26 protein-coding genes and 1 riboswitch are annotated in these 22749 nt (G+C 48.9%); all 26 genes read right to left on the bottom strand.

Going from position 1 to position 22749, the window contains the following annotated elements; translation table 11 throughout:
• Nucleotides 1-234: 234 nt before the first annotated feature.
• The 26 genes from GXP22_06330 to greB all read right to left on the bottom strand — a co-directional run bounded on the left by GXP22_06330 (nucleotide 235) and on the right by greB (nucleotide 22746).
• On the bottom strand, nucleotides 235-963 hold the full coding sequence (locus tag GXP22_06330) for an ABC transporter ATP-binding protein (protein ID NOX09090.1): 729 nt from the start codon (nucleotides 961-963) through the stop codon (nucleotides 235-237).
• A complete protein-coding gene (locus GXP22_06335; GenBank protein NOX09091.1) occupies nucleotides 954-1946 on the bottom strand; it encodes an iron ABC transporter permease in 993 nt (330 codons plus the stop codon). Before GXP22_06335 ends, GXP22_06330 begins: the two co-directional genes overlap by 10 nt.
• Nucleotides 1943-2716 (bottom strand): ABC transporter substrate-binding protein, encoded by a 774-nt coding sequence (locus tag GXP22_06340; protein ID NOX09092.1) that lies wholly within the window; start codon nucleotides 2714-2716, stop codon nucleotides 1943-1945. Before GXP22_06340 ends, GXP22_06335 begins: the two co-directional genes overlap by 4 nt.
• Before the next feature lie 48 nt (nucleotides 2717-2764).
• Nucleotides 2765-3094, bottom strand: coding sequence for a type II toxin-antitoxin system RelE/ParE family toxin (locus GXP22_06345; GenBank protein ID NOX09093.1), 330 nt, complete (start codon nucleotides 3092-3094; stop codon nucleotides 2765-2767).
• On the bottom strand, nucleotides 3082-3339 hold the full coding sequence (locus GXP22_06350) for a type II toxin-antitoxin system Phd/YefM family antitoxin (protein ID NOX09094.1): 258 nt from the start codon (nucleotides 3337-3339) through the stop codon (nucleotides 3082-3084). The genes GXP22_06345 and GXP22_06350 overlap by 13 nt, the downstream gene beginning before the upstream one ends.
• Before the next feature lie 42 nt (nucleotides 3340-3381).
• Complete coding sequence (locus tag GXP22_06355) at nucleotides 3382-4110, bottom strand: adenosylcobinamide-GDP ribazoletransferase (protein ID NOX09095.1); 729 nt, start codon at nucleotides 4108-4110, stop codon at nucleotides 3382-3384.
• Between the two features lie 23 nt (nucleotides 4111-4133).
• Nucleotides 4134-4706 (bottom strand): alpha-ribazole phosphatase family protein, encoded by a 573-nt coding sequence (locus tag GXP22_06360; GenBank protein ID NOX09096.1) that lies wholly within the window; start codon nucleotides 4704-4706, stop codon nucleotides 4134-4136.
• A complete protein-coding gene (cobT, locus tag GXP22_06365; GenBank protein NOX09097.1) occupies nucleotides 4703-5761 on the bottom strand; it encodes a nicotinate-nucleotide--dimethylbenzimidazole phosphoribosyltransferase in 1059 nt (352 codons plus the stop codon). The genes GXP22_06360 and cobT overlap by 4 nt, the downstream gene beginning before the upstream one ends.
• On the bottom strand, nucleotides 5758-6279 hold the full coding sequence (gene cobU, locus GXP22_06370) for a bifunctional adenosylcobinamide kinase/adenosylcobinamide-phosphate guanylyltransferase (GenBank protein ID NOX09098.1): 522 nt from the start codon (nucleotides 6277-6279) through the stop codon (nucleotides 5758-5760). The genes cobT and cobU overlap by 4 nt, the downstream gene beginning before the upstream one ends.
• 103 nt (nucleotides 6280-6382) lie before the next feature.
• On the bottom strand, nucleotides 6383-6616 hold the full coding sequence (locus GXP22_06375; protein NOX09099.1) for a hypothetical protein: 234 nt from the start codon (nucleotides 6614-6616) through the stop codon (nucleotides 6383-6385).
• Nucleotides 6591-8012 (bottom strand): cobyric acid synthase, encoded by a 1422-nt coding sequence (locus GXP22_06380; protein ID NOX09100.1) that lies wholly within the window; start codon nucleotides 8010-8012, stop codon nucleotides 6591-6593. Before GXP22_06380 ends, GXP22_06375 begins: the two co-directional genes overlap by 26 nt.
• A gap of 11 nt (nucleotides 8013-8023) precedes the next feature.
• Nucleotides 8024-9007 (bottom strand): threonine-phosphate decarboxylase, encoded by a 984-nt coding sequence (locus tag GXP22_06385; protein ID NOX09101.1) that lies wholly within the window; start codon nucleotides 9005-9007, stop codon nucleotides 8024-8026.
• Nucleotides 9000-9899 (bottom strand): cobalamin biosynthesis protein, encoded by a 900-nt coding sequence (locus GXP22_06390; GenBank protein ID NOX09102.1) that lies wholly within the window; start codon nucleotides 9897-9899, stop codon nucleotides 9000-9002. Before GXP22_06390 ends, GXP22_06385 begins: the two co-directional genes overlap by 8 nt.
• A 67-nt stretch (nucleotides 9900-9966) precedes the next feature.
• A complete protein-coding gene (gene bluB, locus GXP22_06395) occupies nucleotides 9967-10650 on the bottom strand; it encodes a 5,6-dimethylbenzimidazole synthase (protein ID NOX09103.1) in 684 nt (227 codons plus the stop codon).
• A complete protein-coding gene (gene cobO / locus GXP22_06400) occupies nucleotides 10647-11246 on the bottom strand; it encodes a cob(I)yrinic acid a,c-diamide adenosyltransferase (GenBank protein ID NOX09104.1) in 600 nt (199 codons plus the stop codon). Before cobO ends, bluB begins: the two co-directional genes overlap by 4 nt.
• Nucleotides 11247-11256: 10 nt before the next feature.
• The gene (locus tag GXP22_06405; protein ID NOX09105.1) at nucleotides 11257-11778 is read right to left on the bottom strand and encodes a hypothetical protein; all 522 of its coding nucleotides are present in this window, start codon (nucleotides 11776-11778) and stop codon (nucleotides 11257-11259) included.
• A 132-nt stretch (nucleotides 11779-11910) separates the two neighbouring features.
• Nucleotides 11911-13743, bottom strand: coding sequence for a TonB-dependent vitamin B12 receptor (btuB, locus tag GXP22_06410; protein NOX09106.1), 1833 nt, complete (start codon nucleotides 13741-13743; stop codon nucleotides 11911-11913).
• A 129-nt stretch (nucleotides 13744-13872) separates the two neighbouring features.
• Nucleotides 13873-14081: riboswitch (cobalamin riboswitch) on the bottom strand.
• Nucleotides 14082-14126: 45 nt separating this feature from the next.
• Nucleotides 14127-14744: a hypothetical protein gene (locus GXP22_06415; protein ID NOX09107.1), complete on the bottom strand. Its 618-nt coding sequence runs from the start codon at nucleotides 14742-14744 to the stop codon at nucleotides 14127-14129.
• 17 nt (nucleotides 14745-14761) lie between these two features.
• A complete protein-coding gene (locus GXP22_06420) occupies nucleotides 14762-15367 on the bottom strand; it encodes a hypothetical protein (protein NOX09108.1) in 606 nt (201 codons plus the stop codon).
• Nucleotides 15368-15531: 164 nt separating this feature from the next.
• The gene (locus GXP22_06425; protein NOX09109.1) at nucleotides 15532-16065 is read right to left on the bottom strand and encodes a hypothetical protein; all 534 of its coding nucleotides are present in this window, start codon (nucleotides 16063-16065) and stop codon (nucleotides 15532-15534) included.
• A 12-nt stretch (nucleotides 16066-16077) separates the two neighbouring features.
• Nucleotides 16078-16545 (bottom strand): glycine zipper 2TM domain-containing protein, encoded by a 468-nt coding sequence (locus GXP22_06430; GenBank protein ID NOX09110.1) that lies wholly within the window; start codon nucleotides 16543-16545, stop codon nucleotides 16078-16080.
• Nucleotides 16546-16593: 48 nt separating this feature from the next.
• Nucleotides 16594-20178, bottom strand: a complete 3585-nt coding sequence (gene nifJ, locus GXP22_06435; protein NOX09111.1) for a pyruvate:ferredoxin (flavodoxin) oxidoreductase — start codon at nucleotides 20176-20178, stop codon at nucleotides 16594-16596.
• A gap of 48 nt (nucleotides 20179-20226) precedes the next feature.
• Nucleotides 20227-20361 (bottom strand): M48 family metallopeptidase, encoded by a 135-nt coding sequence (locus tag GXP22_06440; GenBank protein ID NOX09112.1) that lies wholly within the window; start codon nucleotides 20359-20361, stop codon nucleotides 20227-20229.
• Between the two features lie 102 nt (nucleotides 20362-20463).
• Nucleotides 20464-21780 carry a type II toxin-antitoxin system HipA family toxin gene (locus tag GXP22_06445; protein NOX09113.1) on the bottom strand — a complete coding sequence of 439 codons (1317 nt, stop codon included), beginning with the start codon at nucleotides 21778-21780 and terminating at the stop codon, nucleotides 20464-20466.
• Nucleotides 21781-22146 (bottom strand): helix-turn-helix transcriptional regulator, encoded by a 366-nt coding sequence (locus GXP22_06450; protein ID NOX09114.1) that lies wholly within the window; start codon nucleotides 22144-22146, stop codon nucleotides 21781-21783.
• An 84-nt stretch (nucleotides 22147-22230) separates the two neighbouring features.
• The gene (greB, locus tag GXP22_06455; GenBank protein NOX09115.1) at nucleotides 22231-22746 is read right to left on the bottom strand and encodes a transcription elongation factor GreB; all 516 of its coding nucleotides are present in this window, start codon (nucleotides 22744-22746) and stop codon (nucleotides 22231-22233) included.
• Nucleotides 22747-22749: the final 3 nt, after the last annotated feature.

The raw sequence follows: 22749 nt of genomic DNA on the forward strand, positions 1-22749 counted from the left end.
TTTCTTTATGTTGATGGTATGTTGAACTTCCATCATGGCGCATTACGACGCCGTATTAAAGGGGGGAGGAGACCATCTCATCACCCTACCGCGGTAACACAATCGGTGGCTGCCGATCCAGGTGCGTAATACGCACCCTACCCTGATACATATCCAACACACCGTAGGGTGCGCACCGCGCACCAAAATTACTACTTCAATACACCATCCCTTCAATGGTGCGTAATACGCACCCTACCGCGGTAACACAATCGGTGGCTGCCGATCCAGATCCACCTCAACCGCAACACTATAGGCCGACATCAAACGTTCTTCCGTCAACACCTCTCGCGGTGTACCCTCAGCAATCAAAACACCCTCATGCAGCAAACACAAACGATCACAATAACGTGCCGCAAGACCCAGATCATGCAACGCGATCATCACGCCATGCCCTTCCCCGGCATACTGCTTCAATACATCCATCACTGCAAGTTGATAATGAATATCCAGACTGGCAACCGGCTCATCCGATAACAATGCCTGTGGCTGCCCGGCAAACACTCGCGCCAACCAGACCCTGGCACGCTCACCGCCCGAGAGATGATGGATGTTACGTGTAGCAAACTCACTAACCCCGGCACGCGACATCGCCTGTTGCACAACCGATTCGTCATGATCGCCCCAGGCCATACGTCCCAATGCCACCACATCCTCCACACACATCGACCAGGCACTACTCACCGATTGTGGTTGCAGACCCACGATACGCGCACGTTGTCGATCCGGGATATGATCAAATACCTGCCCATTAATCAACACCTCGCCGGTAAACGTCTCCAATCCGGCAAGAGCATTAAGCAGGGTTGATTTACCCGCACCATTAGGACCGATCAAGCCCAACACCTCACCCGTGTGCAGGCTGAAGGAGACCTTTTTTACCCGCTGATCAACCGTGAGTTGATTAACGGCTATCAGAGCCATTGTCGACGCTCCTTCCATACCAGCCAAATAAACAGAGGCGCGCCAATCAGAGAGGTCAGCACACCCAGTTTAAGCTCCTGCCCTGGTGGTAATAGACGCACAATGATATCCGCCACACAGACCAGAATAGCCCCCGACAACATGGATGGAATCAACAGATGATCCGGGCGATGCCCGACCCAGGGTCGCACAATATGTGGCACCAACAGACCAACAAAACCAATATTACCTGCCACCGATACTGCCGCACCCACTAGACAGGCCGCACCCAATACCGTGAGACGACTACCTCTTGCTACCGACAACCCCATACTCTCTGCCACCTGTTCACCCAGACTCAATGCGGCCAATAGATGCCGCTGCCGCCAGATCAACACACTACCAATCACCAGCGCAGGAAACAAGATAGTCAGACTATCCATACCCCGATTCGACACCGAACCCAACAACCAGAACACCAGTTCCTGCATCGCATAAGGGTTCGGCGCATAGTTCAGCACCACAGCCAATGCCGCACCTGCCAGAGTAGAAATCGCCAACCCAGCGAGAATCACTAATGCCGGACGACCCGAACCCGCCAGCATCAACATTAATAACAGGGCAATGACCGCACCCAACAGACCTGCCACTGCCGTTGCCAGAGCACCCAATGCTGAGAAAAAACCAAAGTAAAACACTAAAGCCGCACCCAGCGCCGCGCCCTGACTCGCGCCCACCAGACCGGGATCAGCCAAAGGATTACGCAACAAACCTTGTAATGCAGCTCCACTCAAACCCAGTGCCGCACCCACCATCAAGGCCAACAAGGTGCGTGGCAGACGAATCTCACCAATGATCAACGCCTCATTACTACCACTAGCCGACCACCAATCCCATAGACCGCTACTCACCGAGACTGGCGATGAACCTGTGCCCAGGGAATACCAGGCCACCCATAACAACAATAAAAAAAGGAATAGATTAAGTGTGCGAGGATTCATCATTGTTGTAGTTGCTCAACCAACTTCCATGTCCAGGGGCCAGGACAACGCCAACGCCAGGCATCCGTGGTCAACCAGTGATGCGCTGGAATCACTTGTTGCAAGGCAGGGTGCTCGGAAAAATAATAGGCTCGCGCAGCCGAGGTCGGCACTGCCCACAATACCGCATCCGGCGGTTGCCTGATAATCTGTTCCAGATCAAGATGAGTATACTGCTCCTCAGCGAGATAATTACGCCAGCCTGCATGTTCAATGATGCCATCTTCAAAGGTATTGCGCCCGGTACCAATACCATTAGCACCTAATAATAACAGGCTCGGGGCATTCTCTCCCGCCTCCACCTCGACAGGCGCAACACTGGCATGGTTCACAGGCAGACCCAACAGTGCAAGAAAACGTTGTTCATAGGCCGCCATCTGATCCAGGTTATGCGGCAGGTTTAACACCTCAACACGAATACCCAGGCTCTTCAACCGTTGACGCAATAACGAGCCCGCATATTCACTCGCCAATACCAGATCCGGTTGCAGCGTCAGGATCTGTTCCAGGCTCCCATCATGCACCGGCCAGTCCAGACTCGACCATCGCCCCGGATATTTTTTAATCAAGGGTGACAATGCCAAAACCTGTTTTCGATCGGCATAGTGCGCCAATAACCAGTCCGTACATAGGCCTAGAGACAGCACCCTGTTCACAGTTATATTACCTGCTACACCTATCGCAGGAAATGACAAAACAACCAACATCAATATCCCAGCAATGGGTTGTTTCATAGCCAAAACAACACACATCCCGATAGCTTTACGGGAAGGAAACACTGATTACAGTAAGCTATTACTGCTTTCATTTGCACGTTCATCCAATAAGTAATTTCTAAGTTTTCTTTCACTGCGCATAACATAAAGCATAAACACTTTATCCTTTTCAATGCGATAAAATATACGACAGGGATTAACAATAATTTCCAGATAACGTGAGTTATTGATTTCGGGTGGTTTGCGACCTGACTCTGGAGATTGTTCAAGACGATCTACGCTTGAAAAGACCTTTTGTACAAATTTATTAGCCGCACTAATTTTATCCAGAGCTATGTATTCAGCAATATCATTTAAATCTTGTAATGCAGGCTCTGTCCAGATTACTTGAGCCATTTGCTCATTTTTTCTTTCGCTTCTATCTGGGTTAATGTACGACCGTCTAATACTGCAGCTTCACCACGAGCAATACCTTCCAGAATAAGCATACGATTTTGTGTAAGCTCGTAATCATTGACATCGACTAAGTAAGCAGAGGGTTGACCGTGTTCCGTTATTAACACGGGTTCCTTTGATGCATGCAGCTCAGCAAGAATTTTAGTCGCTTGACGTTTAAGTGTGGTTACAAGTTCAACTTTCATAGAGTGACAGTATAGTATCACTCTATGGTTTAGCAAGCGTTATTATTGGCCAATAACAACCAACAATACAATCATCTCTATAACCTCCAGCAATGCCCCCGCTGTATCCCCCGTCATACCCCCAATACGTCGCAACATCAAACCACGCAATATCAAAAACATCCCCGCTACGACAAGCATCCACCACAATGTCACCATACCTATGAAAAATAGCATTGCTAGCAAGACCAGCACAATAACAATAATACCAGCACGACGTGGCAGATGATTCGCCAGTAAGCTACCCAGTCCATCGGGGCGAACATAGGGTGTTGTTAAGAACAGTAATATTAAACTGCTACGACCCAGCACAGGTGCCAGCACCAGCACCTCCCAAGCCTGTACCGTAATAAGGTATTCCAATGCCGCAAACTTAAGCAACAATAACAGCACCAGACTCACCACAGCGGCCGGGCCACAACAAGGGTCTTTCATGATTGCCAGTGTGCGTTCACGATCACCCAGACCACCCACCCAGGCATCGGCACTATCCGCCAGACCATCAAGATGAAGCCCTCCGGTCAGACCCACCCAACAGACCAGTACCAAAGCTGCTTGTAGACTCACGGGCATCCCATTAAGCAGCCATGCCAATGCCGCCAGAAGCAAACCTATTAACAGGCCCACCACTGGATAATAAAGCACAGAATACCCCATCACCTGCTCATCCGGCACCTGCTTGAGTGAGACCGGCACAATGGTAAGAAACTGCAAGGCAACAAGAAAATTCAAGGGGTCAGAGCTCTTGAAATGTTTCAAGAGCTCTGACCCCTTGAATTTAAAATATGCAGAGATCCATGCTTAACCTCAATCTCCAGTAGTTGCTTGATTGGCTTCTCCTGCAAGTGACAAAGTAGCACACGGATCACACCACCATGGGTTACCAACAATATTCTTTGTTCACCATAGCTCTCAATAAAACCATTCCACGCTGCCAGCACACGCGCCTGAAAACTGCTCAGGCGTTCAGCCTCTTGTGGTGGGTATCGATCAGGATCTTGCCAAAACCGTGTTAACCCATCAGCGTCCTCAGCCATCAATTCCTCTGCACTACGTCCCTCCCATATACCAAAGTGCATCTCTTTGATGCGTTCATCAAAACTGAGGGGGATAGCATATTGTTGCGCAAAATATCGCGCAAAGGCGGCACAGCGTTTTAATGGTGAACTAATGATTCTATCCCAACCAGGGGAGACATCATTCATACTCACCTTCATCTGTTGCCAACCCTTATCCGTCAATGCCACATCCGTGCTACCACAAAAACGTGCACCGCCGTCTGTCTCCCCATGACGCAATAAGCTAAACTGTAGACCCTTCCAGCTCACGCATCCTGCTCCGACACACCCGCCTCAGCAAAGGTTGCCATCCCGTTATGCAGGGCACAGGCAAGGCGTAACATTGGCACCGCAACCGCTGCACCACTACCCTCGCCCAAACGCATAGAGAAATCCAGCAGGGGTTGTGCCGCTAATGCATCCAATACAATTTGATGACCTGGCTCCGCCGAGGCATGAGAGAACAACAGCCAGTCTTCGAGTCCCGAACAAAGCCGGGTCGCAGTGAGTGCAGCGACTGAACTAATAAAACCATCAACCAATACCGGTAGACCCGCCTGAGCACAAGCAACATAGGCTCCAGCCAGTGCCGCGATCTCAAAACCTCCCAGACAACGTAGATATTCTAATGCCGAATGCTGGGGGCAATGTCCATTCAGTGCCCGCTGAATAACCTCAACCTTATGCCTCACGCCTTCAGCATCCAGACCTGTGCCGGGGCCGGCCAGTTGTGTCGGTGTCGCATCCAGCAGCGCACATGCCAATGCCGCCGCACTGGTTGTATTACCAATCCCCATCTCACCACCGATAAAGAGTTGGCTACCCGCCTGCCGTGCACGTTCAACGGCCTGCCGCCCGGCATCCAGCGCCTGTTCAAGTTGCAACCCCGTCATCGCCGCCTGTTCACAAAAATTAGCCGTGCCCGCACCTAACTGAAGATTTAATACCCCGGCCAATACACCCGGATCATTGACCGTACCCAGATTTACTACCTCCAACTCCGCATCCAACTCACGCGCCAATACACTAATAGCCGCACCGCCACGAGCAAAGTTCTTCACCATCTCCGTCGTCACTGCCTGTGGGAAGGCCGATATGTTCTCGGCACAGACACCATGATCCGCCGCAAATACCACAATATAAACCGAATCAACAACAGGACGTTCCTTACCCTGCATTGCCGCCAGACGAATCGCCACCTCTTCCAACCGACCCAGCGCACCCGGTGGCTTGGTCAGACTTGCCTGACGCAACTCCGCCGCCTGCAATACACGACGATCAGACGCAACAACCGAGGTCTGTAACCATTCCACAGTTTGAGTCAAAGTAATTCTCCTTTTAATAGATGAGGTAAACCTGCAACCGTTAGTATCACCCGCTCACAACACTGAGCAATATCCTGATGCAGACGACCCGCCTCATCACAATAACGACGACTTAATTCACCCATTGGCATCACTCCCATATTCGTTTCATTACTAACCAGGATAATCTCACCGGGTAACGTAGCCAACACCAACAACAGGTTCGCACGTTCATGTTCAAACTGAGCTTCATCTTCAGCCATCAATAGATTAGTCAGCCACAAGGTTAAACAATCAACCAGTATACAATGGTCAACTCGAGCCTGCGCATGCAACACCGCTGCCAGATGTAAAGGTTCTTCAATTAACTGCCAGTGAGCAGGGCGATGATTACGATGACTGGTAATACGTTCACGCATCTCGTCATCATCCGCAGTCGCTGTTGCAATATAGGTCACTGCAAGATGACCTTCACTCGCCAACCTTTCAGCCAGACGACTCTTACCGGAACGAACACCACCAAGGATTAGATTTTTCATACCACCATTCTCTATTCAAACAATCCAACCAACAAATTAAACGGTAGGGTGCGCACCGCGCATCCAACCTATTCTCTTTCTACCACAGCTCTGTGGTATGTGCTTAAGGGGACAGAGCCAAAAAACGGCGCTGTCCCCGGCTTGGTGGGTAACCATAAATAACTGTCCCTTTACCTGCAAGAGACAGGAATTGCTCTTCTCTAACAGAGACCGTTGCCCGCAGGGATGCGGGCATCGAGCCTACATGGATGTATTCACGGCGTGTCTCTGTTAGAGAAGAGCGATTTCTGTCTCGAATTAACCAGGCATATTTACTCCAACAAGCCCATATCAACACAATCCTCAACCATATCTGCAACCCGCTCAATCGCCGCCTCACGCAATGCCACATAATCATATGCCTGTGTCACCTGCAATCCTGCCCAGGCCAACAATGCATCACAAGCCGCAGCCGACTCAAACAGGCCATGCAGATAGGTGCCAAGAATATTGTCATCCTCACTCATAGCACCATCCACACCGTGTTCAAGATTAATCACAGGTCGGGCAAGAGCGACACCCTGCGTCACCCCAGCATGAATCTCATAACCATGAATACTAACATCACCCATCAATAGCCGTCCTTGCACATTACGTAGTCGCTTACCTGACTCAAGCCGAGTCTCCATATCCAATAAACCCAAGCCCTCCACACTACCCGGCATTCCCTCAATGCCATCCGCATCATGAATCCACTGACCCAACATCTGAAAGCCACCACAGATACCCATGAGTTTACCGCCGTAACGGAGATGCCGTTGTATTACAGCATCCCAACCCTGCTCACGCAGCCAGAGCAAATCACTACATACATTTTTGGAACCCGGCAGAATAATTAGATCCGCAACCGGTGGCACTTCATCCGGTGCAACAAAGTGTAGATCCACCTGCGGGTGCAAGCGCAACGGATCAAAATCGGTATGATTACTGATGCGTGGTAATACCGGCACCACTACACGCAACAACTCACCCGCCTTGACGACCTGATCAGACTGAATCGCATCCTCTGCCTCCAGATGCAGACCGTGTAGATAAGGCAGTACACCCAGCACCGGCTTCCCGGTATAGTCCTCCAACCAGTCAAGACCCGATTGCAATAAGGCAATATCACCTCGAAAACGATTAATCACAAAACCCTTAACCCGTGCACGTTCTGTCTCAGATAACAATTCCAGTGTGCCCACGATATGAGCAAACACACCACCACGATCAATGTCCGCGATCAAGATCACCGGACAATCCACCGCCTCAGCAAAGCCCATATTGGCAATATCATTGTCACGCAGATTGATCTCGGCAGGTGAACCCGCACCTTCCACAATAATGACATCATAATCCTGACAGAGACGTTGATGAGATTCCAGCACCGCCGCACGCGCCGTTGCCTTGTACTCATGATAATGTTCTGCATCCATATTACCTATTGCATGACCCTGAATAATCACCTGCGCACCGACATCGGTATTGGGTTTCAGTAATACCGGATTCATATCCGTATGTGCTGGCAAACCACAGGCGAGTGCCTGCACTGCCTGCGCACGACCAATCTCTCCGCCATCCACCGTAACCGCACTATTCAATGCCATGTTCTGTGGCTTAAAGGGTGCGACGCGAACACCCTGCCGAGATAGGCAACGACACAAGGCTGTAACCAACAGACTCTTGCCAGCATCCGAGGTGGCACCTTGAACCATCAAGGTTGTTGTCATAACTGAAGCCCTGTTAATACGCCATCCAGACGCAGCCAACCCTGCTCTTCACCCGGCAGGCCAAGGCGCAGCGATGCCGGTTCATCAAATACACGAATGAGGATACCCTGCTGTGCTAATTGCTGTTTAATAGTCTCCGCCTGCACCGTTTTGCTCCACTGAAACAAGGCACAGTCGCCTTCAACATTCCACCCATGCCTTATCAGTAGTGAGTGCAAACGGATACCCTGCTGACGTAGATACCAACGCGTCTCTTCCTGCCAGATACCATCCCTCAGTGCCGTATGTGCTACCCAGCGAGCAGGGGCACTAACCATCCAGGGGCCCAATAAATCCCGGATTTGATCCAATAGTTCCAGCGCCGCACAGACAAAACCCACGCGTGCCCCTGCCAGACCAAAAAACTTACCCAGTGAACGCAATACAATCAGACCCGTACGCGGACTATAGCGTGTCAGACTATATTCAGGAGTCACATCCATAAATGCCTCATCCACCACCAACCAGCCACCACGTTGAAGCAGTTGCTCATGCCATTGTAGTAAATGATCCGGTAAAAAAAACACACCCGTGGGATTATTGGGATTAATCAACACCAGTACATCCAGTTGGTCAATTAACTCATCCACAGATGTTGCTGATACCTCGACCACTTCATGCCCGGCACGCTGCCAGGCGTGGGCGTGTTCGGCATAACCCGGCGCAAGCACACCCACCCGACCCCTCGAGCGTAGCCTCGGTAGCATCTGTATTGCCGCCTGCGAACCGGCTACTGGCAACAAACAATCTGTTTCATAATAATCCCGCGCTGCCTGTTCCAGACCATCATTATCCTCTGGTAATCTCGACCACACGGCTTCTGGTAAAGCAGGCACTACCCAGCCATCAGGATTTATACCGGTAGAAAGATCCAGCCAATCATCTATTGGTCTGTCATATTGCAGCGCCGCTTGCCTTAATCGCCCACCATGTTCAAGCATAAGAAAAACCACCAGGCAACAAGAGCAAAACAATCCATAAGCCAACACCTCGCCGAACCAGAGTCAGGGCACGTTCAATATCACCACGCGTAGAGGCACCACCCATACCCAACACCGGACGCTGATGCCACTCCCCCAAATAACGTGCCGGGCCGCCAATCGAGATCCCTAACGCACCGGCCCCGGCAGCCATCACCGGACCGGCATTAGGGCTGTCCCAACTCGGTGCCTGAGTACGCCAACAAAAAAATGCCTGCCTTGTCTTACCCAATAACGCATAGGTGATTGCTGTAAGCCGTGCCGGGACAAGATTCAGCACATCATCAAAACGGGCAGCCGCCCAACCAAAGGCCTGATAACGCGGATTACGATAACCCCACATCGCATCCATAGTATTCGCCAGTCGATACAACATCGCACCCGGTGCCCCGGCAATAACAAACCAGAACAAGGCACCGAACACCCCGTCATTACCATTCTCCAACACCGACTCGGTTGCCGCTGCCGTAATATCCAGCGCCGATGAATCACGACTCACCATGCGAGCCACCAGACGACGCGCTGCATCTTCATTATTATTTTGTAGTGCTCTGGCAATAGGTCGCGCATGATCGTGCAGACTCTTGTGACCGAGGGAAAAATAAAGCACCACAATCGAAAAAAAGGTGCTGATAATACCGGGTTGCTGACTCACCCACCACGTCAGGGTTGTTAGTGGTAACAACAAGAGTGCTAACGCCCATACACCGCGCCAACGGGATGAACGGTAAAGACAAGACTCCAACCTCTGCGCCAGATAACCAAAACCTACCAGTGGATGAAAGCGACGGGGTTCACCCAGGAGCCAGTCAAGAATGACAGCAACGATCACTGATAAGGCCGTAGTAAGCATAAAGAGTCTCAAATTAATTCGTTGGGTTTACCCAAAGGGCACTCTGAGCGCAGCGTAACCCGACATCCTAATAAGAAACCGGCGTTCCACCCGCATAATCCGGCCACTCATCATCAAACAGGATATCATCCAATGACAATCGTTTCCCCCAACCGGCTTCTTCAAACATAGGACGGGGATAGAACTTTTCAACCTGTCCAATACACAGTATAGCCACCGGCTGCGCACCCTCCGGCAAGGACAACAGAGTCGCTAAGGCCTGCGGTTCGAAAAAAGACACCCAACCCAACCCAATACCCTCTGCACGCGCCGCCAACCACATATTCTGAATCGCACAACCGACCGAGGCAAGATCCATATCCGGCAGTGTTCTGCGTCCGATTATATGCCGTTCCCGCTCGGGCATTAATGCAACGACCAGTAGTTCAGCACACTCCTGAATACCTTCTATCTTAACCTTGAGGAATTCCTCATTGCGTGAAGGCAATGCCTCTGCCGTTGCCAGACGTTCCTGCTCAACCAGAGCATGAATCGAACGCCGCAGTCCTGACCGGGTAATTCGCAGGAAACGCCAGGGTTGCATATAACCCACCGAGGGTGCCAGATGGGATGCCTCGATTATGCGTTCTAACACACCCTCTGGTAATGGGTCTGGCAAAAAGTGACGCATATCCCGGCGTTCACGAATAACACGATAAACCACCTCCCGTTCATCCTCATCAAAACGTTGTGGTGGCACCCGTGTAGTCATTTATCAATTCCATCCTGTGCGCGTATACCCGCACGAAAGGCGTGTTTAACATCAGCTAGATCAGTCACCGTATCAGCTGCATCACAGAGTGCATCGGGTGCGGCACGACCGGTAACCACCAGATGTTGCATCAATGGGCGGGCTTTAATATCCGCCAATACTGCATCCATCTCCAACCAGCCATATTTCAAGGGATAGGTTAGCTCATCCAGCACAATCAGATCCAGTGATTCATCATTCAACATTGAACGCACCACTGCCCAGCCTTGCTGTGCGGTCTCGATATCACGCGCCAGGTTTTGTGTTTCCCAGGTAAAACCCTCACCTAACACATGCCATGTTACGTCGGGTTGCTTACGAAAAAACGCCTCTTCACCGGTATCCTTACAGCCTTTAATAAACTGCGCCACACCGACGCGCATACCATGGCCGAGGGCACGCGCCACCATACCAAATGCCGAACTGGACTTACCCTTGCCATTACCGGTCAGCACCAGTAACAGTCCCTTGTCCTCATCCGCCTGCTCAATCGCTGCATCCACCACTTCCTTTTTGCGTTGCATACGATTCTGATGACGTTGCTCTTTATTACTCATACTGATCACCTTAACCTATTAGATTCCCGCCTACGCGGGAATGACGTGTCACAAGAAATAAGCCCTGTATCATTGCTGCGATGCCTACATAGAAGGCAAGTGATTGCAGATAACCTGGAAAATAGCGGAGAAGCCGCACACCAAATTCAGCCAGGGTTGGTTCAGCAAAGCGTCCCGAGAAGAAATAAAAGCCTCCACTGGAAAACACTTCACAAGCAAAGGCACCCAACAATACGCTAATCACCAACGGTAACAATGTGCGCCATTCAAACTGATATTGGCGGGCATACCAATGCCCTGCCAACCACAGCGCACTATAAGCCGGTAGTAAAAACACATAGGCCGGACTAAAACAGAAGCGACTGCCGCCACCCCAGGCATAGGCTGAAAAATCCAGCAACCAGGTCAAGGCAAACAAGCCTGCCAGTGCCCATGCCGAACGCAGATACACCCCAGCAAGAAAAAATATTGCCCATGATGCCCCAGGTAGATCATGCAGACTGGCAAAGTGATGACCACGTGTGATGACCATCAGAATAACCAAGGCAAGAGCAATTAAGAGTGGATTCCCGCCTACGCGGGAATGACTCGGTTTGGCTTGGGATCGACTCAGTTCGGTTTTCTGTCGTATTAAATTAAACATCGTCTACTCCTCCGGCTTCAATCAAGGTTGATAACGCAAAGTCACATAAAGACCACGCCCGGGCTGATTATAGAATGCGGCGGTATTATAATCCTTATCCAGCAGGTTCTCGATTCTTGCCTGTACGCGCCAGTCTTTGACAAACAGATATTCAGCACGCAGATCAAGTGTTGCATAGCCCCCTAATCGACGCGTGTTCGCGGTATCATCATAGCGTTTCCCTTCGGCAAACAAAGAGGCGCCAAAACGATAAAGCCCGAACTGGCGATTAACATCAACACGCAGGGATTGTTTGGCACGCCGTGGCAAGACATTACCAAAGTTAGCCCCAACCGCACGGTTCTCTGTGTCCAGCAGTCCCAGATTAGCATCCACATCCCAGCCTATGAGCTGTGTACCCAGAACCGCCTCAAGCCCACGGATTCGAGCATCATTCACATTCACTGGTGGCCAGCCTGAGATCAGATTTTTAATGCGGGTCTCATAGACATTCAATGCCCACCGTCCCAGACTCGCCCTGCCAGTGATACCCAATTCAAGACTGCGTGATTTTTCAGGTTGCAATGCAGGATTACCGCCACCGCCCCATACCGGATCAGCCGGCCAATAGAGTTCATTAAAGGTCGGCGCCTTAAATCCCGTACCATAGGATGCCGTCAAACGGGTGTCGTTATTCAGTGCATAACCCCAGGCTAAACCACCCGTGGTATTACCACCAAACTGTTCATTATCATCCCGACGCAGACTGAGTTGTAAATCATGGGCATTAAACATGCCCTGATATTGAGCAAAAAAGCCTTTGTTATCACGCGAGTTTATGACATAAGCGGTTGAACTATCCACCTTATCATCCTGATAATCAACACCCAGGGTCAATAACTGCCCGCCACCTATTGAGATATCATTCTGCCAGGAGATAGTGTCACGCTCAGTGTTAAATCGTGTCTTATAAGCACCATCCTTGAAATTATCAGAATCATCCCGACTACGACCTATAGCCAGAGAAGACTGCCATATATCCATTGGAGAGTAGCGCAGCGTTGTACCTAATACCTGTTGTACCGATGTTGACTCATTAACAAAGCCACCATCGAATTCAGTATTACTATTGGAACGCAGTGCATGGGCATCGATCTCCAGCCCACTATCAAAGCGATAACCTGCGCGTAAAGATGTCGAGGTATTACGGTAGCCATCCTTATCCGGTTCTACCGTAAAACAAGCTGCTGACAAGATACCGGCACAAGCATTAAAACCCTCGGTATTCTGTGCATTAGCCGCAAGACTAAACCAGCCCTTGTCATTACTGGCTGTGACCCCAGCCGAGGTGTTATAGGTTTGGTAACTACCCGCACCAACACTGAAGAAGGGCTTAAATCCACCCGCACCATCACCCTTACGAGTAAAGATCTGAATCACACCACCAATCGCCTCAGAACCATACAGACTGGAACGGGGCCCACGCACAATCTCTATACGTTCGATCTGTTCGACCGGAATATCCTGAAAGGCAAATGTACCCGAGGTTGCTGAGCCCACCTTGATACCATCAATGATAACCAGTACATGATCGGATTCTGTACCCCGCAGAAATATCGAGGTGGCCTTGCCCGCACCGCCATTATTGCTCATAGCAAGGCCCGGTACACCACGCAACAAATCCTGCACCGATTGCGCCTGCTGGCGTTCGATATCATTACGCGTGATGACCGTCACCGAGGCAAGGGATTCATCCGCCGTTTGGGCCGTACGGGTGGCGGTAATAATAATGGGGTCAAGCGTGGGAACAGCCGTTTCACCGGCAACCAGCAAGGAAGAAAAAAGAAATAAGGGACCTACACATAATCTGCGCATATTGATGCTCCGTTTAAACAGTTAATTAAAAACTGCGCTGCTAAACGGATCTTCCGCGCCAACTACTCCATGCAAGGGGAATCTAAACTGAAGACAACAGCCAGATACCATCAACACACCCCGGTAGACGGACAACAACGCATTGATGGCAGGTCTCCTGGCTTAATGACTCAAACGGCGGTAAAAAAACCTTCCCAGGCTGATGCCCAGTGGTTAACTACTTTTTTATCGCCTCGCCACGTACAGTTGCGGGGACAGCTTCGATTGCCTACCAAAATTACAGTAGGTCTGAATTCCCATTTTCATCCAATAAAGGAACCATCAATTACAAGGGAGAGTTTACAATTATTTTTTGATAAAAACAATATGAGAAATACGCACCATCATACGGCTTTCCGACCAATGATCCCCAATAGACCGGAAATAAACAAGATAGCACTACCCGGTAGAGGCACACTAGCAGCCGTCACAGCAAGCAACCCATGCCCTGGCTGCGTAATCCAGTAACCATTGCCATTCGTGGAGGTATAAGGCCAGTTTGACATAGCATTGCTCTCTGTTGGCGATGTAACGTAGGTTCCTAATGGATTAATCAGTGCGCCCCAGCCGGTTGTCCAGTCCGAATAAGCACCATTAGCACTCCCTTCATTAAATGTAATAGCTGATAGTAATGGCCCAACAAACCCCCATGTACTGTCGATAGTTCCATTCCAGTTATCAGGGACATCATAAAAACCGCCCGAAGAATCATAGGCCGGCATGGTCAATGAGCTCGGTATGGTCCAGAAATCCTGATAAAGCACCCCATCAGTAACTGAAGTCAGAGTAAAAATATCCGTTGTGGTATCAACTACGCCAGTAAAACCGATACCAGCAACTGATGCAGGCGCACTGACATTATATAAAACAGCCTCAACAGGAGGTGCTGATATTAATGTGATGACACTGACGATTATGATTGACAAATTTCGACAGGCATTATTAAAAACATTGGGTAGCATTATCAAATCACTCCGGCTTAATTTTTTCTTCCAGACACAAAGCCAATCATGCCAACCAGCCCCAAAACTAATAGCCATACAGCCGCAGGCAAAGGCACAGGGGTGTAGTTAACCCAAGCACCAATAGAAACGTACCGGTTAGCATCGTTTATCCAGGAATACGCATTATATCTCGCGCCATTAGGATACAACTTGAAGCGGTATCTCAAATGACTGCTACCTGATGAATTTGATATTCTTCCATCATAATGCGCATACGCCGGATCGACATAGGTCACATCAAAAGAATCCAGAAATGACTGATAGGTACTGGCGTAATAATTCCACAGTGTAAGAAATAAATTGTTGGTCTCATCAAAATTCGCCATCTGCCAATCGGATATACCGTAGTAATTAATTGAATTAAAGTAATCAATTTTTGCCATCTGATCCGAATAATTCAAATCAATAAACTCAGCCGGCTGCATCCAGTAAAGCCCCGTCATATCATCGTATACGACCGCCTCACCCAAGGTATTATTCATTCGTATAAAAGCGGCATTAGCCGTTTGATAAGCACTTAAAAACAACAGTGCCGTGAACAGGAAGAAAAGAATCAGAGAGTGACTAACCAGGTTTTTCATATTGACATACCCCTACGAGAGATTAATGTTTTTTATAAACCTCCTTTAAGGGTAGGACACAATAAAAAAAGTGCCACACAGAAATCATCAGATCTATATATTACAATCTTCGTCGCTTCTTGAATTGACAACAATCAAAATTACCTGTGGCGTGGTGAGCACCCTCACTCTTCCAGAGTAAAGACACTCCCCAATGCCTGCTTAACCTCAGCAAGGCTGGGATAATAACCATCACCCGGATCCATCCAGTGTAAACAGGTCAAACGTGTGACATCCGGTTGCCGGACGGAACGCAGATAATACTCATTGGCATAACCAATAATCGAGACATAGCCCAAAATATTGTCAGCGCCATGATTGATTGCCGCCAGTCGGCGATCCAATGAAGAGTATTGTTCCTCACGATTCACTTTGTAGATAGTAAAACGATCCGGCTGAATCAGTTGATCCTCTTGTGACAGGGTATTAACTTCCAACTCACAGTAAGGATAATAGATATCAATACTACCCATTTTCATAACCCTGCCGCCCTGCACCCTGACTCGAACACTTTTGGCGGGTATCGTCAATGCACGATGTAGCACCAATTGCGCATCTGTTGAGATCCGGTAATGAGGGGACGTCTCTGGCCGCACCAGAGAATCCTGACAAGCAGACAACATCAACATTGACAACAATAACAATAGTATTCGTGGCATTAACATTTACTCCTAATAATCCTGTGCCTTCCAGCTACCATCCGGCTGACGACAGGCAGTGCCATAAATCTGTTCTGTCCGACCATCAATCACCGCATCTACTGTATATTCACGACAGGCCACATCACGTTCTTCATAGGTGCGTGTGGGTGTCACCGTATAAGCATTGCCACTATCCGGATTATTCCAACGAGTAGGTACTCCTGTACGCGACTGTTCCATGGAATGTTCTATCTTTAAACGATCAGTATCATCCATCGACTTACCTACCGAACCACCGATATAACCACCGGCCATAGTCCCGGCAATAATCGCCACCGTACGCCCACTCCCTTTACCTACCCTGGAACCCAACACACCACCCAGGATACCGCCAATCACGGCACCCGCCTGCTGATTCTTCACCTGCCCATTATTGGCACAACCTGTCACAGTCACCACACCAGCTAACATGACAGTCCATATTATTTTATTTCGCATAAGTAATTATCCTAGTTCAGTTATTAAAGCACTTGAATATGACAACGATTAATAAGATTCGTTCTCAATATTCATGGCACTCAGTTGTTGATAATAATGATAACGCTGCAACACTTCATTTTGTACCTTTTTTAATAACTGTTCTGCTTTCTCTGGATGAGTATGCCGCAAACGATTAAAACGCTGCTCAACCTCGGCAAACTCACGATAGGCTATCGAGGGCTTTTTACAATCCATGTGCAGAGGGTTCTTACCCTGTGCTACTAGCTCAGGATTATAACGGAATAACAGCCAATGCCCACTATCAACGGCTAGTTGTTGATGTTGATGGTTATCCTTCAGATCAATACCATGTGCAATACAGGGCGAATAAGCAATAATCAGCGAGGGCCCGGCATAAGCCTCTGCTTCATTAAAGGCACGAATGGTCTGCACGTCCTTGGCACCATAGGCAACATGAGCCACATAGACATGGCCATAATTCATTGCCATCAGCGCCAGATCTTTCTTTGCCACCGACTTACCCTGTGCCGAGAAGCGTGCCACTGCACCGCGTGGTGTTGCCTTTGAAGTCTGTCCACCCGTATTAGAATAGACCTCGGTATCCAGTACCAGGATATTGACATCCTTACCCGATGCCAGCACATGATCCAACCCACCATAACCAATATCGTAGGCCCAGCCATCACCCCCGATGATCCATACCGATTTACGACACAGGTTCTCTGCTACTACCAACAACTCCCGTGCAGCATTTGTTTGCATCGCCGGCAAGGATTCACACAGGCTGATTATGCGCTCTCGCTGCGCCTGTATACCTGTTTCACTAGACTCATCGGCATGCAGAATCTGTTCAACCCGATCATCACCAATCTCCGCCCTGAGTTGATGTAATAAGGCGATGGCATAATCTCTTTGCTGATCAATCGCCAGACGCATCCCCAGACCAAACTCGGCATTATCCTCAAATAGGGAATTCGCCCAGGCAGGGCCCCTGCCCGCTGCATTTTTAGTCCAGGGTGTTGTTGGTAAATTACCGCCATAGATGGAGGAACAACCCGTGGCATTCGCCACGACCATACGATCACCGAATAGCTGCGTCGCCAACTTGATATAGGGTGTCTCTCCACAACCCTCACAGGCACTGGAAAATTCAAACAGCGGTTGCAACAACATGGAGCCCTTAATGGTATTGGTTTTTATCGAACGACGATCATACTCCGGCAACGACAGAAAGAACGCCCAGTTTTCATTCTCCTGAGTACGCAGTTCAGGTGTGTAGTCCACCATATTCAATGCCTTGTGCGCAGGATTTTCCTTATCCTTGATCGGACAGATATCAACACATAGTCCACAGCCGGTACAATCCTCCACCGAGACCTGATAACTCATATAATACCCGGCAGGAAAATCCTTGCCCTTGATCGGCATCGCCTTGAAGGTCTCCGGTGCATCTTGCAACAACTCACCATCAAAGGCCTTGCTACGAATCACACCATGCGGACACACCAATGGACACTTGCCACACTGGGTACATAATTCGGCATCCAGCTCCGGTATCTCCAGTGCCAGATTACGTTTCTCGTAGGCCGCAGTACCCACAGGATAACTACCGTCTGCTGGAAACAGACTCACGGGCAAGGCATCCCCTCTGCCGGCAATAAGCTCTCCAGTCAACTGCTGCACAAACTCAGGGGCATCCACTGGAACGGGAGGAGCACGATGATGCCCCTGAACAGACTGAGCCGACACATCAACCTCAACCAGATGTTGCAGTGTTTTATCAATCGCCTTGAAATTCAGCTCGACCAGATGCTTACCCTTTTTAGCATAGGTCTCCTCCACCGCCTGTTTGATAGCAACAATAGATTGATCCAGAGGGAAAATACCCGAGATGGCAAAGAAACAGGTCTGCATAATGGTATTGATACGTTTACCCATACCGGATAATTCAGCAACCGCATCGGCATCAATACAATAAAAACGAATCTGCTTATCAATGATCTGTTGCTGTATATCCACCGGCAGGGTCGACCAGACCTGATCCACGGGGATTGACGTATTCAACAAAAATACCGCCTGTTCAGCGGCATAATCCAGCATCGGATAGCGTTCGAGAAAGATGGGTTGATGACAGGCAATAAAATTGGCATCACCCGCCCCGATCAGATAGGTCGAATGTATCGGTGCATCACCAAAACGCAGATGTGAGATGGTTACCGCACCCGCCTTCTTTGAGTCATAAACAAAATAGCCCTGCACATATTGATCCGTCGTCTCGCCGATAATCTTGATGCTATTCTTGTTAGCACCCACAGTGCCATCACTGCCTAAACCGTAAAACACCGCCTGATAAGTTACATCATTGGCATGAGTACGAAAGGCCTCATCCCATACTAGACTGCTATTGCTGACATCATCATGGATACCGATAGTAAAGTGATTTTTGGGTAATGCCTGTTGAAGTTCATGGTATACCGCCTTCACCATTGCCGGGGTAAATTCCCGTGAAGACAGACCATAACGCCCGCCAATCACGCGCGGTAATGAATTAAAACGCGCTTGAGGCGACATCGCATCCTCAGCCAGGGCCGTCACCACATCCTTATACAAGGGTTCGCCATCCGCACCCGGTTCCTTGCTACGATCCAGCACCGCAATAGATCGAGTGGTCGAGGGTAGTGTCTGTATCAGTGCCCGTGCATCCAGAGGCCGATACAGACGCACCTTGATCAACCCCACCTTCTCACCCTGCGCCGACAGATAATCAATGGTCTCCTGCACCGTCTCCGCAGCCGAGCCCATCAACACCAGCACTCGTTCCGCATCCGCAGCACCATAATAATCAAACAGCCGATAGTGACGACCAGTCAACGTAGCAAACTGATCCATCACCTGCTGCACAATACCCGGCATCGCCTGATAATAAGGATTAACCGCCTCCCGTGTCTGGAAAAAGGTATCCGGGTTTTGAGAACTACCACGCAACACCGGATGCTCGGGTGACAAGGCACGTCGACGATGATCATCAACACAGTCCTGATCGATCAGTTGACGCACCACAGCCTCATCAACGACATTGATCTTCGCAATCTCATGCGAGGTACGAAAACCATCAAAGAAATGCAGCACAGGAATACGAGATTTAAGCGTCACCGCCTGCGCAATTAAGGCAAGATCCATCACCTCCTGCGGTGAGTTTGAAACCAGCATGGAAAAACCCGTAGAGCGCGCGCACATCACATCACTATGATCGCCAAAGATTGATAGTGCCTGCGTCGCCACCGAACGCGAAGCGACATGAAACACCACCGGAGACAACTCACCCGCAATCTTGAACATATTCGGGATCATCAACAACAAGCCCTGAGAGGAAGTAAAGGTGGTTGCCAACGACCCTGCCTGCAAGGCACCATGGATGACACCCGCAGCACCCGCCTCACTCTGCATCTCAATAATCTCAGGCACCGAACCCCACAAATTAGGTCTCGATTGAGCCGACCATTCATCCGCCCACTCTCCCATGGGCGAGGCCGGAGTGATCGGATAGATCGCGATAACCTCATTGGTCAGGTGCGCGATTGTGGCAGCTGCCTGATTACCGTCGATGGTTACTGTTTTATTAGTGGACATTACGTGCCTACAGCATCTATGAATAGATAATCACTATAACCTGAATAATCATACCAACACCAGCTCAAGCTTATGTTTTTGCTTCTCCCAATCAGGCATTGTTTTCTCAAGCAATTGATGAAATATTTTACTGTGATCGTAATACTTAAGGTGACACAACTCATGTGTAATAACATACTCAATGAGGCAAGGGGCACACTTATCTTATTATTGGGATGGGGAGAGCATCGCTAATGTGTTTGAGAAGATCCCAGTTTCAGTACCGCTCATTAACTCGTCATTACGCTAAAGTTCAAGACGATGATTTTGTTTTATTTCATTGGCCAGTTCATCGAACACCCCGGCTCTGCTGGCGTAGGCATCCCAGCTAGAAACCACTGAAGTCACTTCATTAATAATTTGAACAGCCTGTTTTTTAAAGTTACCGATTAAATCACCCACGGCTAAAAGGTCATCCCGATTAAAATTATCTTGTTTACCTGTCACTGATAGCTGATGTAAATTCACCCAGGGGGAGTCTTTTTTATAACTGTAGGCCAAATCAAATGCGGGTGATAGCCGCCACTGGCTCTCAGCTGTATCGAGTATAAAACTACTGTTTTTGCTATGATCATCATGGTTTCTTGCCACGATATTAAAGATCATACGCCGATAGATCTCTATGGCATCTTTTCTGGGTAAGCGTAGTTTTCTGGTAACAGCTAATAATTGCTCATAACTGTAGGTTCCCGGTTTTTTATAATCAGCATGATCCATTGCGCATAAGGAAAGCACATGACGCTTTCTGTTTCCTGCCCGATCGAAGCGCTTTGTCATAAAATGAGCGCGTTCACCTTCTATCAATAACTCCGAAGGAGAAATATCAATGCCTGCATCTTTTGCCATTAAATAATAGGCATACTCCATTCGACCAAAGCCTTGGGGATCACCGAATGTTTCGCTGTTAATTTTATGTTCTTCAACACCATCGAACTTAAGCAGATAATGTTCAAAACCGTCGGCTGCGTCTAGCTGTCCTGAACGGATTTCGGTTCTGTCTGAATTAACCGCGATGACGGCCTTGGCTCTGGCACCCCCTGCTGAGGTACCGATTTGTAACAAGGCCAGCATCGCCTCTTCATCTTCTGATCCAGACTCAATATCGAGATTAATCCTAACGCGTTGATCGAGTACCTTTTGCGCCATTTTAACCAGGGAAGGCAGTTGCAGATTAGCCGATGGTGTATTTTTTTTATTCAACACAGTCGCTGGCGCGAACTCTAACGCACCCATACCGCGATTACCGCTGTAGAGCAGTCGTTCTAGCGGATTAAAATCATTACTGTCTCGACCCTGGCTTGCCAACCAGACATCAATAACAGCATTACCAAAATCATCCGGCAAAATATCTGCAAAAACTGCGGGCAAACCTTTGTAGGTTGCGGGGTTTAAACCCGGAAACTGAAACCTTTGTTGTGACAGGGGCATTTTTAATGGTGCTATCTCTACGCCTTTATTTAACCATTGCGGGGCATATTCGAAGGTACTGAGTTTTGAGGCGGGGTCATAAACCAGTGCACCGACTCTTTCTCCCCACAAAAGCACTTCTGCCAGATTTTGCATTTACCAGTCCAGTTCTTTATCAACAAGCTTATCGCTCATACTACCCTGCTTTATATTGCTTTTGGATGTTGTTGCAGATTTTGCACGCCGCCTTTTTTTTCCCTGTAACTTTAATTGTTCCATCGGGCTAAAAGTGACTTCAGGTATAAATTGCTCAACCAGGTCGAGCTTACCCAACACCCTAAGTACCGCGATAATATTTTCAAATTTTGCCTGCCCTGTTACCAGTTTACGGTAACTCACTCTTGATAAACCCACCTCATCGGCTATCTGTTGCTGAGTCCGGTTTTGCTCCAGCCGAAGTTGCTCAATTCTTTGCCCCAGCGCCTCTGCAATGGCTTTATTGGTCATAGAATAAAAATTCATAAGGATAACTTTTATTTACTTTATATATAAATTAACTAATTAATGTAAATATTTCTATACAATATACGCCAAATAAAACTTATATCAAGTTTTCTTATCATCACTTTCCTTATAAGCAATCCCCGTAACAATAAAACGACAGGCCCCATCGGGTAACATAACCTCCACTTCATCATCCAGTGACTTTTTCATCAGGGCACGAGCGACGGGTGAGTCCATACTAATCCACCCCTTCTCCACATCGAACTCATCGGGTCCAACAATACGATAAGTGACCACTTCACCTTCTTCATCCTCCAGCTCCACCCAGGCACCAAAGAAGATCTGTGATTCATTGCTGGGCACACTATCCACCACAGTTAAATCATCCAGGCGTTTTTGTAGATAGCGAATACGTCGATCCATCTCACACAGTTGTTTTTTACGATAGATATATTCAGCATTCTCAGAACGATCACCCTCGGCTGCCGCTGCGGTTATCGCTGTGGTGACCTCACGCCGTCGTACCCACAGATCTGCGAGTTCAGCATCCAGACGATCATAGCCCTGGCGGGTGATATAAGCCGAACTACGTGGTTGTGGTGGACGATAACGTGACATAAA

Source organism: Gammaproteobacteria bacterium (assembly GCA_013151035.1).
Lineage (GTDB): Bacteria > Pseudomonadota > Gammaproteobacteria > JAADJB01 > JAADJB01 > JAADJB01.